The organism is Blastopirellula marina, assembly GCF_002967715.1.
Classification (GTDB): Bacteria; Planctomycetota; Planctomycetia; order Pirellulales; family Pirellulaceae; genus Bremerella; species Bremerella marina_B.
In genome coordinates this window covers 195,171-212,533 of record NZ_PUIA01000035.1, presented here as the reverse complement: position 1 = coordinate 212,533, position 17,363 = coordinate 195,171, and the positions used below count along the sequence as shown (strand labels likewise).

The following is a 17,363-nucleotide window of genomic DNA, read 5'->3' as shown; positions in this document are numbered from 1 at the left end:
CGCCCTTTCAGGGCTAAGACGCGATTTTCCTTACCCTGGTAGGGTCGTAGGATGGCTACCGGCGTCTTCGTCGGATAGCCATCTTGGGCGCTGGAAGCTGGCTATCACCTAAGAAGGCGTAGCCATCCTGCGAGCATTGAGAAAGCACCCTCAAGAAGACTTGGCGTGGTACCCGAGGTTTGATGCGTTACCCTGGCAGATGCAGGCGGGCCAGGAAGTCGTGCTCGTCTTTGGGGGGCTGGTACTCGTCGGCCTCGTAGCTAGTGGCGGCGTGGATGGGGTGGGTGGTGCTTTCGAGAACCGCGGCCACTTCGCCGCCGTCGAGGTACTCGAGCATCGCCTCGCGCTGCTTTAAGGGACGCAGCATGCGGCGAAGCGAATCGCTGGGCGTGATGCGCAGTTCGCGGCAGACCGAGTCGATCAGCTGATCGTGCAGCGATTGAGTCTGTGGGCTGTACGATTCAGTCAGCGGCTGGTCGTCTTTCTCTTCAGGCGAAAGATCGAGCAGCTGCTTTTGCTGCGTGACGATCCGCTGAAGCTCGGCCACGATCGTGGGAAGATCGCTGTCCACGTCGTCGATTGCGTCGAGCACGATTTGCCGCAACGCATCGCGCAGCGAAGCCTCTTCGGATGCTTCAATCTCGCGATCCAGGAGTGGATCGCTGGCCCGTTCGGCGGCTTCCAGCACGCGGAACTTGCCGGGGAATTCTTGCAAAGGAAGTTCGCTCAGCACGCGGCGATACGTTTGCTTGGATCTGGTGTGTGCTGCTTGCTGCTGTTCGAACAGTCCTTCGCTGGTCGCCGGCCGCGTGACGAGGTCGACACTGTTGACCGCGGTGATCCGCTGCACCTGCTGCAGATCGCCGCTGGGGATCGCTTCGACCTGGGCATCGTGGGAAAGGCCGAAGTTGCGGGGGAACTTCTGGGCGCGTTCGACGATCGAAGCGGCCAGCTGGTGGGTGGTGACGTAGTGCAGATCGGCGAACAGTTCGCCATTTTGCATCCGCACGTTCTGCAGGTTGCCGAAGTGAACGTCGATCTCGCGCTCGTCGCCAGGCATCAGGCCGTGATTCAGATAGACGGTCACCCCTTCGTACAACGGCGCGGCCGTAGCGAGGACTTCTGGCGGGTAGATCCGCCCGTTCTTCGATCGATTGCCGCAGATCTTCACGTCGTGAATGATGCCGTTTTCGGTATCAACACGTAGCGGCTGCGTAGTGCTGGCATGGGACATGCGCAGGGGACTCCTTAGGAAAGGTATGGGATTGTGTGTTGGGAAACTCTTGTCCCCTCTCCCCCCAAGGGGCGAGAGGACAGGAAAGTGTCGTAGGATGGCTACCGTCGTCTTTGTCGGATAGCCATCTTGGGTGCTGGAAGCTGGCTATCGCCTAAGAGGGCGTAGCCATCCTACGAGCATTGGAAAAGCACGCCCAAGCAGACTTGAGCGTGGCATCCGGGCTAGGGAGCCTGACGGTCGCGTTTCTCGCGTTCTTCTTCGGGGTCGAGGTCGTACTTGGCGGCTAAGGTGTCTGCCGACATGAGGCCTCGGTCGTACAACTGGGCGTCGACCTCGAACGATTCGCGGCGCTGGCCGATCATCGGGCTGGTGCCGGTGACGATCAGGTTCACGCATTGCCGCAGGTCGTTCCAAGCCAGACCGTAGCGACGAAGGTTCAATCGCCCCAACTCGAAATGGATTCGCAGGACGCTCCACAGCATCCGCTCGTACGCTTTGCACAGCTTCTCTTGCTCGGCTTCAATGCGGCACACGAACGGGCTGCCTGCTTCCAAAATCGAGGCGTAGTTGTTGTTCGAAGCGTCGCCAGAGATCAAATACTCAGGCATGTTCCAGCGAACACCCACGCTCCGCAGGCCGGCTTGCAGCACTTTGACGAAGCCGTCGGACTGAGCGCCCCCCATCGGGCCGGCCTGGAACTTTTTGCCTTTCGTGTCGATGATCATCCCTTCGTGCCAATCGCTACGACGCTCGCTGGCGTAGCGGCCGCTGGCCGAAATGGATTGGCCTGCCGTACCATTAGGCCGCGCGAGACTTGCGCCGATGTGCGTGGGATCGCCAATCCCCAGTCCGCTGCCAGCGCCTTGGACCGCTTCGATGATCATGGCGATGGAAGCCTGAATCGCGGCCCCACGGCTCATGCGGTGGTTGAGTGCGACGGCGTCGGCCAGTTCGGTGACGACCGGGTAAAAGTCGGTCAGCCCGCGCTTCACATGCCGGGGCGTGTTGCTTTTGATATGCACCACGCGGGCAGGCGAATAGAACCGCCACGCACTCGGGTCGGCATTCCACTGAATAAAATAGCCGCGCGGTCGCGAGGCGTCGTGCGGATCGGTGGCGATGCCGTACTTCCAGTTGAGGGGCGTGGTCGTTTCCAATCGACGCTCGAGGTACGCCTTGTCGGCGGGTTCGGTGAGCCAGGCCGGCTCGGCGCGGCGAATGCGAACGCTGCCGGCGTCTTCTTCGAGTACCAGAATGATCTCGCCGTCGACATGCTGCGCGGCACACAGTTGCTGCTCGAAATCGAGTTGCCACTGGTTGTCGTCCAGCAGGTTGCGAATGATTCGCTGCACGTCGGCGATCAATGGTTGCGGCGTATTATGTCCACGGATCGGGGTGGCCTGGTAATCGAACCCGGTCCGCACGATGTAGCTGGTCAGCCCATCGACGATACCGGTTCCGTACGAGCTGTTGGCCAGCGAGCGAGCCGCCCCACGGAGTTCGGCCAGCTGCCACTCGGTACTGAACACCGGCCGCAAATCGCCGTCGGCCCGGTCGGTTGCGATGTCTGGCAGCACCGGCCCCGCTTGCCCGAAGGGAAGTTCCGCGAAGCCCTGCCGCACAGGGGCAGGCTCGGGAAACGATTCTTGAATGACGCGCGGCGGAGAGTGGGAAGTGTTCTCGACCAGCGCTAGTTCCTGACGCAAAAAGTGCGTCTCTAACCGTGCTCGAAGCTGGCTGGCCTCGTGCACGTAATCGGTAGAAGAATGGTTTGCGTGTGTCATGGGAGTGAATATCTTCGGAAAGCGCTTCCGTTAAAAAGTACCACCGGGAAATAAATTGGAAAAAAGTTGAGTGAGCCACCGAGAGGACGGAGGAAGTCGGAAATCTAACCGCGGACCTAGGCGGATGGGGAAAGGGATTGAAATTGTGTTGCCACAGTAATCGCCGTAGGATGTGACGGTGGAATACGAATGGCTGTCCGTGATGGAGAACTCAGAACGATGTCCACGAACAAAGTTTTTCCGCGTCTTGGGACGATGCTCGTTTCCGCGTCGCTGGTTGTTGGATTCTTAACGATTGTTGGAATGGCGCAGGACAAGGGCGTTCCTGACCGACGTGAGTCTGATGAAAGTCAGTTCACTTTACTGAAAGAGCTAGACCGTCGAGCGGCGGAGGCCATTCGCCATGCTGAAATGCCTGACGATCCCAAGAGTGCCTACCAGCTCTCAGGCGACTTGACCTACCAAGTTGTTAAGCAATACCTCGCGGGTAAGCAGTACGATCGAGCGATCGTGTTACAGGAATTGGGACACGAGCCCTTCCCGGATCAATATTTGCGTCTTCGCAATGATTTCATTTTTGGTTTCCTGCGAACAAAGGACGTCGAAAGTCTGCCCCATGTCTTGGCGGTGAACTGTCCGGCGGACCGGATGGGGTTAGGAGAATCGATCGAAAGTGCGTTAACGCTTCATCCCGCCGATTCAACGAAGGGAAAAGGCGTGCGAGTTCTCTGCGATGCTTATGCGATTTCCAAGTCGAAGGAGAATCGCAAGCGGTTGGCCACGGCACTACGGCGCGGAATGGAGCCGCTGGGTATTGCTGCCGAGGATGACGATCAGTTTGTCGCAATGGCTACGAAGTGGCTCGACGAACATAAAACCACGCACGAAGCCAATCCGGACTACCGACTCAAGGCCGGAGGTCCATACACCTTCCGAACTGATATTCCCTTGTTTGTCCCCATCGGTAGCGTCAAAAAGTGGGACGGGAAGACGGTAACTCCACCACTGTGAAGTGACTTGTTGTGGCTCAACTCTTCTTGATCGACGAGCACTAACCGGGCGACGGAAGCTTTGATGTGTTGTTTTGGTCGCCCTTCCAGGGCTTGCGATTTGTGTGGGCGGTCTACCAGGGGCTCACGCCCCTGGCTATTTTCTGCCGCCCTTTCAGGGCTAAGAGGCACGTGGAGACAACGACTCTCGGTGTTCTCTGTGAACTCTGTGAACTCTGTGAACTCTGTGGCTTAACTCTTCTCGATCGTTGAAAGCACGCGCAAGAAGACTTGGGCGTGGTACCCGGCTTAACGTTTCTCGATCGGTGTCGGTTTCGGCACGAAGAGAATTCGAATGACTAATGAGATCAACGCAAGCGGAAAAACAAGATACGAACTGGCCTCAACGCCAATGAGCAAACTTGAGACGCCCACGATGGAGGGTATTGGTGCTAACAATAGAAGGTCCCAGCGTGTGAATCGGCAGATTCCGCGATATTGCAGATAACACACGAGTGGGAGCAATCCAATTGTAAACCATGTGAGGTGAAGCCAACTTTGGTCAGGCGTTACTGTATTCTCAACAAACACGGCGAAATAGTTTGCCACTTGGAAAAGTACGTAGCCAACTCCGACGTCGATCATCAGTTGCAGGGCCGGGAATTCTTTCTCAATGCTCATAGGATGGAGAACTAAGGTGTTCGAGAACGTGGTTTGGATTCGTAAAGTTACTGTTCTTGCACCGCGGATGGCATGAGCCAATCTTTGGCCCACCGGGAGAGGAAAATCAACAGCATCATGACGAACATGATGTATTGATCGCCATAGAAGTAAACGACCACGGCGAGGACGATCGGGATCGGCAAGGCGAACAGTGCGTCCCACTTGTCGAAGTTGCCCACGCCGCGTAATTGCATGTAGCATAGAACAGGCACCATTCCGATCGTTCCCCAGATGGGATACATCCAGCGGGCGCTGGGCGTTACCGATTCTTGGATGACGCCTGCGATCGATAATCCGACGACGGCCAATAGCGTCGCGAACAGGGCATCCAAAAATAGTGTCCCGATTGGATATTTCTGCTGAAAGTTCATGGGGATGATGTCAGAGGCAAACAGGATGATATGCGGCGCTGCCAGTGGGCAACGAGTGCGTCCTCTAACATAGGGATCGCGCTGCCAGCTTTCAAATACATTTTCAGCAAGGAATTCTTCTTTCGGTGTTCTCTTTGAACACTGTGGCTTGTTCTTCCTTCTGTGTTGAAAGCACGCCCAAGCAGTCTTGGGAGTGGCTCCCGGATTCGTTTGATTCTTTCTTCTCTTATCCACGCCTATCTGCGCAGGTCCGCGGTTCTTAGTTCTTGGTCGCTGGTACCTGGTTCGCCCCTCACCCTAGCCCTCTCCCCTGAGGGGCGAGGGGACAGGAATTGGTTGCATCGAGTCGCCGTTTGTAGCGCGCGACGGTGTTGTAGCTGGTGCCGACGATGCGGGCGATGTTTCTCAGGGCGTAGCCTTCGCGTAACAGTCGTTCGATGCGCATTGCTTTGGCGTGTTCCAGGTTTCTGCGGTTCATAGGGTCGGTCCTCCTCCGTTGTTGATGTGGGCTAGTAGACGCAATCCGAGTTCCAGGGCGTCGGGGCCGTCGTCGTGGGGGCCGCAGGGGAACTCGCGGAGTTGCTCGACGAGTAGCTTTGCGCCGCGGCTGTTTTGTTTGAAGTGCAGTTCGCCGCGGGCCAGGTACGGCGTGAGCATCGCCCGGATGCGGGACGTTTTGTTTTCGGTGTTGGTCGAAGGGAAGATGTTCAGGTCGAGCCCGCGGTCGAAGGCCAGCGGTTTGATCATGTGCACGAGCAGCTCTTGAAACTGGTTGGCTTCAATGATCAGCCCGATCGGCCGCGTGGCGACGGCGACATCGGTGATACGCTGGGCAATGCGGCTGAGGTCGAGCCGTTCGATGTGGGCGTCGATGTAAACGTGCCCTGGGCGGCTCACGCACAAATCGACGATCGCGGTGTAGTCCGCCTTTTCGTTCCTTCCCTTGGAGGGATCGACGGCCAGCACGCGAAACCGGATTTCGTTTTGCGGCGGCCAATCATGGAACCAGAAGTTCGGGTACTGAAAGTAGTAGCCAGCGAACTCGGCCCCTTCGCTATCAAGGAACTGGGCGAGCATCTCCTGCTGATAGGCCCGGTCTCCCACCTCTCGGCGTAATCGTTCCATCTCGGCCGCCGTCACCAGCGGGTTGTCGGTCGAGGGACATTGCCACGAGCGATAGTTGACCGGATCGACCAGGGCCAGATCGAAGCGATCTTTCACCCAGTTCGGTCCGTTGGGAGACGTGAGGAACAGGGACCAGCCTTGCTTGTCGACCAACGCCGGCCGCAGCGCTTCGCGCCACGTATCGACCGAGCCGAACGCCGCTTCGTCGTACACGACGCCATCGAGACCATCGCCGCGGAGGCTGGCCGGCGAAGCGGCCGTGCGAACGGTCACGCTGCCTCCGGTGCTTAGCTGGATGCGGTGATCGGTTTTGTGGTATTCGAAGCCGGAACGCGCGAAGCACTTGATCAAGTCGCGCTCGATCTTCTGCGTGATGACAAACGTCGGCGCGACCCACCAGATGTTGCCTCCGTCGAGCGCCCCCTTGAGGTGCTGTGGATGCTGCGGATCGGGGTGCCCGTGACCCTTGACGCAGGCCGGCAAGCCAGCACCCGTTTTGCCCCAGCGTCTTCCACAGATGGCCGTTTTGTGGCGATGCGGATCGCGGATCAGTTGCTGTTGGTGCGGTAGTGGTTTAGGAAGTCGGATCAGCCGGGTCTGGTCGCGGATACTGTTCTTCTTCGCAGCTTGAACCTTCGTGATGCGACTGCTGAGCTTGTTCATGGGCCTTGTTATCAAAAAAGGTTTCGTCTTCGCGGACAATCACCGCGTTGGTGGTGTTGTCGTTGTTTTCCAGGGCTTTACGCTGCAGCGCGATCAGTTCGAGCTCGTGCGCGTGATCGATGACGGCGCGAATCTCTTTGGCGGCCGTCAGGCGAACTTTCGGGTCGACGTCGTCGTCATCGGCGATCTGCTGGGGAACGTTAAGGGCCAAGTCGTATGCTTTCTGGGTGATGTGGTAGCCGGGTTTCTTGGTGATGGCCGTAGTTGGGGGGGAATCGAGTGGCGCGAAACAGATCATGGGAAGTCTCCTGTTTGTCGGGTTGAGTTGCGAGTACGTGCCGATGGGGATTAGACACCGAGTTCACCGAGAGAATGAAAGTCGTAGGATGTCTACCGGCGTCTTCTTCGGATAGCCATGTTGGGACGCTGGAAAATGGCTATCGCCTGGGAAGGCGTAGCCATCCTACGAGCATGGGGAAGGTACGCCCAAGAAGACTTGAGCGTGGTGCCTGCGGCTTTTACTCGGACGCTTGCGACTGGCAGGCCGAGGCCATTTCTTGGAACTGTTGGCCTTGCGTTTTCAGGGCGGTTGAGACTTCATGGAGCGAGCGGCAGAGCTTTTCGTTTTTCTCTTTGTCGTTGGCCTCGATGCGGTCGATGATCCCTTCGTAGTGGCGCTGGGTGGTCAGGTCTTTGGCGTCTTGCCGCTTATCGAGTCGCGGGCGTTCGACCTTGACGTAGTAGTAAATCAGCCACGCCATGAGGCCGCTCGAACCGAGGGACGAGATCAGCGTGCCGAGCACGGTGTTGTCGGTCACGGCCAGTACAGCCAAGGCCGCCGAGAAGATCGGCGTGGCGAGGTATACCAGCACGTTGGTCAGCGTAGCGGCGAGTTGCTCGCCGAGTGTGGGAATGGTCATTGGTTGTGTTCCATGGGTGTTGGTGATGTCGTTGGCTGCTGGGTGGTGAACCAGTAGTCGATCAGCGCGGCGAGGATCGCTTTCACGGCCAGGCCGAGCAGCCACCAGGTAAGGGGCGAAAAGCCCAGTTCGCGGCGGAAGCGTGCATCGCGAAAGATACGGTTGACGTTGGTCGCGCGGTGCGTGCTTGTGAGTTCGTGCGGCCAATGCTCGAGGGCTGCCTCGATGACGCGGTCGCGAAAGTCCGCGGGAAAGTGCCCAAAGCGGCGGGCCATGTGGGCCTTGGCTTGGGTGGCGAACGCACGTTTGCGACGCTCTGCACGCGTGAGTTTTCGTTTAATGCTGACCAAGGATCCGCTCCTTCGTGGTCAGGCCGATCACGCGGCGGACGATTGTGTCTCCTTCGATCACCAGAAACGTCGGATATGCGCTAACGCCATAGCGGCGAACGAGGTCTTGCCGCGACGCGTCGACCACGTAGATGGTGTGACCTTGCTGGTGCAGTTGATTGGCCAGACGGTGCATCGGCCGGCAATAGAGGCAGTCGTCGCGGGTGAAGAAGTAGATGATCGGCTCGGTGTGAGTTTTGCGCGCGGCCGGGATGTTCGACGCCGGCAGTTCGATCGGGCGGTTGGCCTGGGTTTGACCAACATAAAGCCAGGTGCTGCCGGAAAGGAGACCGATGCCAAGGATCGTGTTGAGGAAAATGCGTTTCATGAAGTTTGTTCCGTTTAGGTTTCGCGTTGTGAAATAAAATCTTGTCCACTCGTCGCTGCGGGGAGAGGGGACAGGAATTACACCAGGGCGTCTTCAGGGAGGAGCAAGCTGGCGCGGGGTGCGTAGCAGCCGTAGCTGCGGATTGCGTGGCTGACGTAGCTTTCGGTGTCGTAGCCGTAGCCAGCGTCGCCCCAGGTGCCCCAACTGTTGGCGTACTTCAGCACGTATTGGCCGTCGCGTTTCATGGGGCGAACGGCGTAGATCGCGTGCCCTGCTCTGCCGTAGTAGACCGGCTTCCATTGCAAGAGCGCGCTGAAGAGTTCGTCGAACGAACCGATCTCGTTCCACTCGGTGAAGCGAAACCGGGCCGCTGTCTCTTCCCAGCCGCTGGGCAAGGTACCGCTCCACTGGTTTTCAGGCCACACATGCTCGCCGTACGCGGCGCGGTTTTCAGGCGTATCCAACGGAAGAACGCCGATCTCGCTGATCTGCCGCATGTTGGCATCGAGGGTCGAGCCACCATTTTTAGAGCCGACGAACTTGAAGACGCTCAGCGGCGAAAGGAGCACGCAGCGCCGCGCGCTGACTGCCTTGTTGCGGACGTACTCCAGGCAACTGGTCGACGAATGGGACGCACACGAACCGAGCGTCTGCCGCTTGATGCGGGCCACATAGCGTTCGGCTAATGCATAGTCGTGCTCGGCCAATAGTTGGTCCCATTGGCTGCGCGGGATGACGTTCTGCTCGTTGGCGAACAGTTCAAACGTGCTGCCAAACGTATTGCCGCGCGTCAGGGCATCGCCGCGGCCGGGTTGGTTGAGGAATTTTGTGTTCATGTCGATCACCGATTTTGGGTCGATTGGGGATGAGGGATTAGCCACAGAGGACACAGAGTTCACAGAGAGAAGTTGTTACAGGAGATCATTTTGCCTATTCATTTCCTCCCTCGGCGTTCTCTGTGGGCTCTGTGGCTAAACTCTTCAGGTTGTGGGAAAGCACGCCCAAGCAGACTTGGGCGTGGTACCCGGGGTGTGGTGCGTTACTTACCGCCGTGTTGTTTCCACAGGTCGAGGACCTGCTGCTTTGTTTGCGGCAATGGACCGCTGTAGAGGAGCCTGGCGAGCTTGCCTTCAGGCGTGAGCGTGCCAATGTGCAGACTGTCGCCGGGGTAGGCCTCGGTGAATGACGCGGCTGCCGTATGGTTGGCTTCGTAAGCGCGATAGACGGAACTGCCCCACGCGGTATCGTTTTGCAACTGGGCGAGTAGCGCATCGCGATTGGGGGTAGCGGTGCTGCTTTCGGTTACGGTGACGACGGCTCGCGGGCCAGCGGTCGGCGCAAGTAGGTTGGAGTCGAGCGAAGGTAAGCCGTGGGTGGCGACATGCCAGACGACTAGACAGGCCATGATCGGCGGCACCACGCGGTTGACTACTTCTCGCATCGCAAAACCTTTCGACAGATGAGGTCTTTGAAAACCTGGTCGGTACGCTCGGCCAGGTCGGCGTTGTTGTCACATGCATCGCGGGCCACGTGATAGGCATCGATCAGCGGCGTAGGGTCGTTGGTGTCGCGGTTTCGCCAAGCAAATTGCGGCATGCGCGGCAAGCGGCTGGCGATGCTCGACCAGTTGGCGGCGACCAGTAGCACGCCGCACGCACCGAGGCCGCCGAGGGTGAGGATGGTTGGGTGATCCATGGTTAGTTCTGCGGTACGAGGTGCGGATTGTTGGCGATGGCGCGCTCGCGGAGGATTCGTGCGCCTTGTTCAAGACTGCCGAGGATTCCCTGATCGAGCCAACCTTCAAGGAAGTTGGGCACGTTGGGGATATCGATCGGGGCGATGTACTGGGCGTACGCCGCGCGGCCAGCGGCGAGCTCCATCTCGAAATGTTGTTCGTCGCCGACGAACGTTTCGGCCAGGTGCTCGACGGCCTGACCGATCTGGCCGGCGAGGATCATTCCTTCGACGGCGGTGAATTTGCCATCAGCGATCGCGTTTTGATACGACTCGCGAATGGCCAGGACGTGTTGGGCTAAATGCCCCATGACTCGCTCCTTTAAAATGGAGTAGGTGAAGAAGAAATCGACGGTGCCGAGAAAGATTCCTGCCGTGCAGACGTGCAAACTTACAGATCAGGAATTGAGAAGGTCACCAGCAAAGACAAACGCTGCAGCGAATGGTGAAAGCGTGACCCGATTCATCGGCCGTCAGAGATACTGCCTGCGGGAAGCGTTCCCGAGTGAGATATAGATTACCTGCCAGTGTGTACTTATGTACAGGCATAGTGGGATGTTTTTTCGAACTTTTTAAATCGCGAAAAACGCCTGAATAATAGGGTTTGTAACTAGACTTAACGACGCGCGTGGGGTGTTGGATTTTGGGTGAATTGGAGTCGTTGGGAGGTAGGTTCTTAACCGCGGATGACGCCGGAGAATTAGTCGTAGGATGGCTACCGGCCTCTTCGTCGGATAGCCATCTTTGGGCGCTGGAAGATGGCTATCGCCTAGGAAGGCGTAGCCATCCTACGACGCGCTGGGTAAATGTTTTAGAATCGCATACTGGTCGGTCGATGGGAGCATTCAGAAGAGAAAGGCAAGCGTGCAGGTAACTCAGGCCAACAGTTTCGATGGCAATGGCGAGGCGCTGGTAATCGTCAATCAGATTGCTGCGGTGGTAGATGAGATCTTGCCGGGCGAACCTCCGTTTGGTGATCGAGAAATCCACGTGACGCTCGACGATCGCAAACGCGCCGTTCCGCATGTTCGCTGGGAGAAACAGGATCACGCCGCCGACGTTTATCGAATCACGCTCAAGGGGAAAGCGGATGCCTGGTATCAGGTGATCTACGAAGGGTTCTGCCGGACGCTGCCCCTGGCACCGGGGAACCTACGAGGTGTCCGCAAGGAATCGCATCAATGGCAAGAGCTGGCGTTTCAGTTGTCGCACGAACTGACGCACGTGAAACTGGGACCGGCCCGCAGTAATTTGCCGTTGGAAGTGCTGGCGACGTCCGTGTCTCTGGAGACGCTGCACCGGCTTGAATCGGTATGGAAAAAGCAGCCGCCGCGCATGAGCCAGGGGACATACCGCGCGAAGCGATCCTTTCGCGAGTTTCACAATGCGCTGGTGGATCACGCGAACGAAACGCTTCCGCGAGGTGATGACTTTGGGCCTTCGCTTCCTGCGGGGGCAGACAAAGAAACATTACTGAAACATTGGCGACGGCATGTCGACGCGCTTCCGCTGTGGGACCTGCGAAGTCGAGCGTGGCAGATGCTTGCCGCGGACTGGCTGCTGGACGAATGGCGAGCGGCCCAGCGGCAACGGGAGGAACTGATTGGTCTGGCGGTGCATACGTTTCCGTCGGCCTGGGACGATCGGACCTACCGCGACGACTTGCCGCTGGTTAGCGACGTGGTGCCCCTGTGGTGGCCGCAGTGGATGCGGTAGAGAACGCACGCCCAGGCAGACTTGGGCGTGGCACCCGGGTCTCTTCTCCGATCCGCGTCTATCTGCGAAACCCACCGGGGCGTGCCACTGGCCTCTGGCTAGTGCTCTTTCGACGGGAACGAGAATGGTGACCACTTGCTTGCTTCGCACTGGCCAGAGGCCAGTGGTACACGGCGTAAGCTGGGGGGCGGAGGGTGGTTGTTGCGTGTTTCCTACCTGTGAGCGCGCAAAAAAAAGTGGCGTTTACGTACATAACGTAAACGCCACTTGATGTTTTCCAGGAATCAGTGGTGTGATTCCGCGTAGGGGCGATTAGTAGCGACCGCCACGGCCACCGCCGCCGCCGCCACCACCACCGTAGCCGCCGCGGCCACCGCCGCCGCCACCACCGTAGCCGCCGCGACCACCGCCGCCGCCGCCACCGTAGCCACCTCGGCCACCGCCGCCGCCACCACCGCGATTTTCGCGTGGCTTGGCTTCGTTAACGGTCAGAGCGCGACCGCCCTGCATCGATTCGTGCAGACCATCGATGGCTGCTTGTGCATCAGCATCGGAGCCCATTTCGACGAAGCCGAAGCCCTTGCTGCGACCGGTGTCGCGATCGGTGATAACTTGTGCGCTTTCGACCGTGCCGTACTGGCTGAACATTTGTTCCAGATCGGAGCTGCTGATGTCGTAACTAAGATTTCCGCAATACAGTTTTTTACCCAAAGTTTGAACTCCCATTGAGTACCAGGCAGTGGCGAAAGCCGCGTCCCGAATGAAATAAGAAAGGTGGTTGATCGTTCAACCTACCAGGTGGTGCGGGCGAATGAGCGTCGGGGACCTACCCTCAGAGAAGGGGTGCAAACGTAATCACGATCGACTGACCAACCGCACGAAGTATAAGCTTTCTGTGAACAGATGGATAGGTCTATCTGGGGAAAGCGGAAAAGGTTTCGCGACTTCGAGCTTCGATAAGGGTTGGCAGCCCCCAATAAACACACGCCACGCCCGCGCCCAGGCAGGCATGACGACCCATTCTAACGCTATTTCACCTCGATGACGACCTTTTCACCAGATCGTTGGGCCTGACACGCTGGTCGTCCCGGTCGAGTCCAGCGGGGATCTGGCCGAACGGCATACAGCTCTTCATCTCCTTTCGCGGCAAGTATTTGGGAGCGTTGATCTTGGCCACTGGTTCTGCCACCGCGGGCCTGGACGTTGGGTTGTCGCAAATTTCGTGATAGATTGCGACGATCGCACTCGCGGTACCGCTATTGATCGAGATCGCCAAAGGCGGCGTGATATTCGATTCCACTCGACGAAGAACCGGTATGACCTCAGAGTTCAAGACCTACCCGAAGCTTTCCATCGTTAACGAACCGGTCGTGTACGTCATTGACCCTTGGAAGCTGGTAGCAACCGAGAAGAAGGTGGTACTCGAACCGCTGCCGGTGCCGTGGCGTGGGATACCAATTATATGTTGTCTTTTCATCGCCTTCTGCGGGCTGTTGTACGTGCCGGTTTGGGTGTGGGGCGAGCCTGAGAGTCGCGGTGGGATCGCCATCCTCTTTGCCGCATTCGCCGCGTTCAATTGCATTCTGATTTCGACGCTCGTTTACCATTCGTACCGTTGGGCACAGAAGAATGGTCCGCCGATATTGATTGATCTGATCGACAACACGTTCTCCGTTGCCCAGCATCAGCTGTGCGTGCCGCTGGATCAGGTCGCTTACCTGGAAGTACGTAACGACATGCCAGACGACCAGGGCAATTATCGATTCGAGGATGGCACCTCGGAACTGATCCTGGTTGTGCGCGGGGAAGAGGGGCCGAAGCGTTATCCGCTGATTGATTGCTCAACGAGTGAACATTACGACGCGCTGGCCCGCGAGATCGCCCAGCTGAAGATCGTGCCGGTGAAGCGGGTCAAAGGAGTGCGTGGCAGTAAACTGGTCTACGAGAAGTGGCTGACGCCGCAGCCTGATCACGAAGCCGAAATGACCGGTGACCATCCTTAGAAAGTTAACCCAATCGACATAATCTCAGCAAATGGTAAGCGGCTCGACCTGCAAGCAGATGGCCGATCGGATGAAGACTTCTGCCACCGTCGAACGCATCAGGCCATGAGATCGGTTTCCATTGAGTATCGAACATGAATACCCATCGTTCCCACGTGATTACTCGGATTTGCCTGCTGCTTGCCTTTGTGTGGTTGGTTCTGTTCAACGCGGCAGTCGCTTTTTGGGCGTGCGTTCCGCAACCATATAGTTGGCCTTTGCTGGCCGGTCATGCGTGCACGTTAGGGGTGGTGGTCGGCGGCGTTTCCCTTCCGCATTGGCTGCGATGGTTTTTGTTTGCCGGCAGTATGTTCTATTTTCGGTACGCCACGATCCAGAATGAAGGGGGATCCGATATATCCCCGCACATGCTCATCTTGGCAATTCCAATCTTGGCAACCGCCGTGGGAACGGTTTTGCTCATGTGGGTCACGTCGCTACTGAAAGCCGAGCCGGTCGTACGTATGCCACAATTTTCGATTCGCCAGATACTGCTTTTGATGGCGGGTATCGGGTTCGCTCTGGCCGCCTGGCTTCCTTACGTGTCGGCCATGCCGGTTATCGTTCAGAGGTTCAAAGAATCACCAACGGCATTTTACATTCATGAAATGATAGTACTGGGCAGTGTGGGACTAGCCATTCCGCTTACGGCGAAAACGTGGTGGGGAAAACTCATTGCCGGGATCATCACGGGCGTATTCATCTACAGCATTCCGAATTCTTCCCCTTTCGTCGAATTGCGAAATACCCGATTTTGGGCCAATTACGAGGCTATCGGATCCTTGCTAGAGCTTTACATGATGGTTATCGCGATCGTCGCATTGAATATTTACGTCGCCAGCTGGGCTGTTCATAGTCTGCAACCCATCAGGCCGATGGAAGAAGCCGAGGCAAATGTCAGCGAACCTGGTTCGAACTGACCCAGCATGATCGCACGTTTACCAGGCACCTGCTTCGAAACGAGAAAGCCATGCCCAGATCGCACGGGCATGGCTTCCCCTTTGCAGTTTGTAAGTTAGCTTAGCGGCCAATTTCTACCGCATGAACGTGATGCCCTGGGGCAACAGGTGGCGTCGGGGGAGTGATCTCCTCGACGTATTCGTACTTCACCAGGGTGCGTTCGCGGATCTCTTTCTGCAGCAGCATTTCATATTTCAAATGCTCGGCTCGCAGCTGGCGAACTTCTTCTTGCAGGGCCTTACGGGCAGCAATGTCACGGGCCAAGGTCGCTTCCAACTCGGCAACGTGGTGGTGATGGTCATCCTTATGAATGACGATCGCGGCCGGAGCGGCCGTCACGGCGACCGGAGCGCGGTAGGCTCCGCGAATGAAAATGTCGTCGTCGTAGCCGTGGTAGTAATCTTCGTACCAGTCCTGCGCGGCGGTCTGCAGATCGTCCCCGTCGCTGACGACTTCCGCGACGATCCGCGTGCGGTCGAACGAAGTGGAAGGGTACTCGTGCCCGACCATCGTCTTCCAAGGATTGGCAACAGCAAGACCAGGCAACAGCGCGACGGTCAAAACGGCAAGGGTTAAGCGATAACTCATATCGTGGACTCCTGTGTGAGTTGTGATTTGGTATGGCTTAACCAGTGCAAAGAAGATGCCAAAACTTGAAGGACATACGATTGACGAAGGTAGTGCGGTTTAATTTCACCGCAAATGCTGGTGTACGGCGTCCATTTTTTGCGAGTTGCAAATCGGGCGAATGGGCATTGTGCAGCGGGCGAGTTCGCGTAGAATCCAATGCTTGCCGGTAGCCATTAATGACGACCGTAAACTAGAAAAATGCATTTTTAGGCAGAATAATTCGCTCCATGACGCTTCAAAATCGACGACAGTTCCTCCAGACGTCTGCCGCTGCTGCTACGGTCGCGGCGACTCCCCTCTTTCTGAACGCGACTGACAAATCGGGCACCAAGCCGCTGCGTGTCGGTTCGGGCGAGTATGTTTACGAGTGCCAGCACGGCTGGGGCGAGCTGCCCAGCAGCATCCAATGGGGCGCGACGCACGACGTGGCGATCGACGCGGAGGGCCTGATTTACATCACGCACCAAAGCCCCGCCAAGGGACCAATGGACGCGATCGTGGTGTTCGATGCCGACGGCAAGTTTGTCCGCTCGTTCGGCAAAGAGTTCCACGGCGGCGGCCATGGTTTGGATCTGCGAAATGAAAACGGGCAAGAGTTTCTGTACCTGTGCGATGTGAAGAACCGCCAGGTGGCCAAGCTCGATACGGCCGGCGAAATCGTCTGGACCAAGGGCTTTCCTGTGGAGTCAGGCAAGTACGAAGGTGCTGGGAAGTACAGCCCAACGAACGTCGCCCTTTCGCCGGATGGTGGCTTTTACATTGGCGACGGGTATGGTTCGAGCTATGTGCATCAGTTCGATGCCAACGCGAACTGGGTTCGTAGCTTCGGCGGCCGTGGTAGCAAGCCGGGCGAGCTCAACTGTCCGCACGGGCTGTATGTCGACACGCGTCCTGGTCGCGAGGTTTCGCTGTGCGTGACCGACCGCGCGAACAACCGTCTGCAGTACTTCACGCTCGACGGCAAGCACCTGAGCTACGTCGACAACCTGGTTTATCCATCGTCGCTCGACATTCAGGGCGAAGTGATGCTGGTGGGCGAACTGGACTCGCGTCTGACACTGCTCGACAAAGAGAACAACGTGCTGACCTACCTGGACGACGATGCCGAGTGGCGTAAGACGGTCAACGCCAACGGCCGCAAGGTTCGTCAGAATCGCGACCAGTGGATCGCCGGTAAGTTCGTCCACCCCCACGGCGCGACGTTCGATGCCGACGGCAATATCTACCTGGCCGAATGGGTCGTCGGCGGACGCGTTTCGCTGCTGAAGAAGGTCGGCTAAACGCCAACCATAAATAATCAAATCGATTCGTTGGATGGCTACACCTTTCGAGGTGATAGCCATCTTTCGTATCAGGCCTCTCAATCAGGCAAAAGAATCGTGATGATCGCCTTGGTGAATTCTTCTATTACTTGCCAAGTTATTAGCTGGTATTGCTTGACATAAGAAATGGTAACACTTTAATGGTGCCTGAACTTACCAGAGAAAGAGCCATACGAAAGAGGCTACCCCATGTTGCGACTATCGATTCTCGCCGCCGCCGTATTTATCGTCCTTATCGGTATCTACGTTGTCGTTCAGGGTGTTCTCAAATTGAATAACGTGTCGGCGACTGATACGCCAGCGAGTACTAAGCGAGATGGGGTAGTGTTTGCCGTCGTCGGTGTTCTACTTGTGTTGGTGGGGATCGCATTCGGGTTCTTTGCCGACTCGCTCTTGATGCCTTAGATTCGTAGGATGGCGACGCCGTGTT

General features: G+C 57.5%; 20 protein-coding genes. 6 read left to right on the top strand and 14 right to left on the bottom strand.

Features of this window, described 5'->3' with window-relative positions:
• Positions 1–187 precede the first annotated feature (187 nt).
• Positions 188–1,234, bottom strand: coding sequence for a hypothetical protein (locus C5Y96_RS10755; protein ID WP_105352980.1), 1,047 nt, complete (start codon positions 1,232–1,234; stop codon positions 188–190).
• A gap of 224 nt (positions 1,235–1,458) precedes the next feature.
• Positions 1,459–3,021 (bottom strand): phage portal protein, encoded by a 1,563-nt coding sequence (locus C5Y96_RS10750; protein WP_105352979.1) that lies wholly within the window; start codon positions 3,019–3,021, stop codon positions 1,459–1,461.
• Positions 3,022–3,240: 219 nt separating this feature from the next.
• Here C5Y96_RS10750 and C5Y96_RS10745 point away from each other — a divergent pair, with 219 nt between their 5' ends.
• Positions 3,241–4,032, top strand: a complete 792-nt coding sequence (locus C5Y96_RS10745) for a hypothetical protein (RefSeq protein WP_146115612.1) — start codon at positions 3,241–3,243, stop codon at positions 4,030–4,032.
• Positions 4,033–4,738: 706 nt separating this feature from the next.
• Here C5Y96_RS10745 and C5Y96_RS27070 read toward each other — a convergent pair.
• The 10 genes from C5Y96_RS27070 to C5Y96_RS10685 form a co-directional block, all read right to left on the bottom strand.
• On the bottom strand, positions 4,739–5,338 hold the full coding sequence (locus tag C5Y96_RS27070; protein ID WP_146115611.1) for a hypothetical protein: 600 nt from the start codon (positions 5,336–5,338) through the stop codon (positions 4,739–4,741).
• A gap of 240 nt (positions 5,339–5,578) precedes the next feature.
• Positions 5,579–6,892, bottom strand: a complete 1,314-nt coding sequence (locus tag C5Y96_RS10725; protein WP_105352972.1) for a terminase large subunit domain-containing protein — start codon at positions 6,890–6,892, stop codon at positions 5,579–5,581.
• Entirely contained in the window at positions 6,804–7,190 is a 387-nt protein-coding gene (locus C5Y96_RS10720; RefSeq protein ID WP_105352970.1) for a hypothetical protein, read from the bottom strand. Before C5Y96_RS10720 ends, C5Y96_RS10725 begins: the two co-directional genes overlap by 89 nt.
• Positions 7,191–7,410: 220 nt before the next feature.
• Entirely contained in the window at positions 7,411–7,812 is a 402-nt protein-coding gene (locus tag C5Y96_RS10715) for a hypothetical protein (RefSeq protein ID WP_105352968.1), read from the bottom strand.
• Positions 7,809–8,162 (bottom strand): hypothetical protein, encoded by a 354-nt coding sequence (locus tag C5Y96_RS10710; RefSeq protein ID WP_105352966.1) that lies wholly within the window; start codon positions 8,160–8,162, stop codon positions 7,809–7,811. The genes C5Y96_RS10715 and C5Y96_RS10710 overlap by 4 nt, the downstream gene beginning before the upstream one ends.
• On the bottom strand, positions 8,149–8,529 hold the full coding sequence (locus C5Y96_RS10705; protein WP_105352964.1) for a thioredoxin family protein: 381 nt from the start codon (positions 8,527–8,529) through the stop codon (positions 8,149–8,151). The genes C5Y96_RS10710 and C5Y96_RS10705 overlap by 14 nt, the downstream gene beginning before the upstream one ends.
• 77 nt (positions 8,530–8,606) lie before the next feature.
• Entirely contained in the window at positions 8,607–9,365 is a 759-nt protein-coding gene (locus tag C5Y96_RS10700; RefSeq protein ID WP_146115610.1) for a hypothetical protein, read from the bottom strand.
• A gap of 203 nt (positions 9,366–9,568) precedes the next feature.
• Positions 9,569–9,970: a hypothetical protein gene (locus C5Y96_RS10695; RefSeq protein WP_105352960.1), complete on the bottom strand. Its 402-nt coding sequence runs from the start codon at positions 9,968–9,970 to the stop codon at positions 9,569–9,571.
• Positions 9,958–10,224, bottom strand: coding sequence for a hypothetical protein (locus C5Y96_RS10690; protein ID WP_105352958.1), 267 nt, complete (start codon positions 10,222–10,224; stop codon positions 9,958–9,960). The genes C5Y96_RS10695 and C5Y96_RS10690 overlap by 13 nt, the downstream gene beginning before the upstream one ends.
• Positions 10,225–10,226: 2 nt before the next feature.
• Positions 10,227–10,574: a hypothetical protein gene (locus tag C5Y96_RS10685; RefSeq protein ID WP_105352956.1), complete on the bottom strand. Its 348-nt coding sequence runs from the start codon at positions 10,572–10,574 to the stop codon at positions 10,227–10,229.
• 553 nt (positions 10,575–11,127) lie between these two features.
• Between C5Y96_RS10685 and C5Y96_RS10680 the strand changes: the two genes are divergently transcribed.
• Positions 11,128–11,979 carry a hypothetical protein gene (locus tag C5Y96_RS10680; RefSeq protein WP_105352954.1) on the top strand — a complete coding sequence of 284 codons (852 nt, stop codon included), beginning with the start codon at positions 11,128–11,130 and terminating at the stop codon, positions 11,977–11,979.
• A 312-nt stretch (positions 11,980–12,291) separates the two neighbouring features.
• On the opposite strand, the gene C5Y96_RS10675 is transcribed toward C5Y96_RS10680, so the two are convergent.
• Entirely contained in the window at positions 12,292–12,690 is a 399-nt protein-coding gene (locus C5Y96_RS10675; RefSeq protein ID WP_233198906.1) for an RNA recognition motif domain-containing protein, read from the bottom strand.
• Between the two features lie 605 nt (positions 12,691–13,295).
• Here C5Y96_RS10675 and C5Y96_RS10665 point away from each other — a divergent pair.
• On the top strand, positions 13,296–13,982 hold the full coding sequence (locus tag C5Y96_RS10665; protein ID WP_105352948.1) for a hypothetical protein: 687 nt from the start codon (positions 13,296–13,298) through the stop codon (positions 13,980–13,982).
• 134 nt (positions 13,983–14,116) lie between these two features.
• A complete protein-coding gene (locus C5Y96_RS10660) occupies positions 14,117–14,941 on the top strand; it encodes a hypothetical protein (protein WP_105352946.1) in 825 nt (274 codons plus the stop codon).
• 100 nt (positions 14,942–15,041) lie between these two features.
• Here C5Y96_RS10660 and C5Y96_RS10655 read toward each other — a convergent pair whose 3' ends face one another.
• Positions 15,042–15,569: a hypothetical protein gene (locus C5Y96_RS10655; RefSeq protein ID WP_105352944.1), complete on the bottom strand. Its 528-nt coding sequence runs from the start codon at positions 15,567–15,569 to the stop codon at positions 15,042–15,044.
• A gap of 269 nt (positions 15,570–15,838) precedes the next feature.
• On the opposite strand from C5Y96_RS10655, the gene C5Y96_RS10650 reads away from it, so the two are divergent.
• Entirely contained in the window at positions 15,839–16,891 is a 1,053-nt protein-coding gene (locus tag C5Y96_RS10650; RefSeq protein ID WP_105352942.1) for a twin-arginine translocation signal domain-containing protein, read from the top strand.
• Positions 16,892–17,122: 231 nt separating this feature from the next.
• Positions 17,123–17,338, top strand: a complete 216-nt coding sequence (locus tag C5Y96_RS10645; protein ID WP_105352940.1) for a hypothetical protein — start codon at positions 17,123–17,125, stop codon at positions 17,336–17,338.
• Positions 17,339–17,363: the final 25 nt, after the last annotated feature.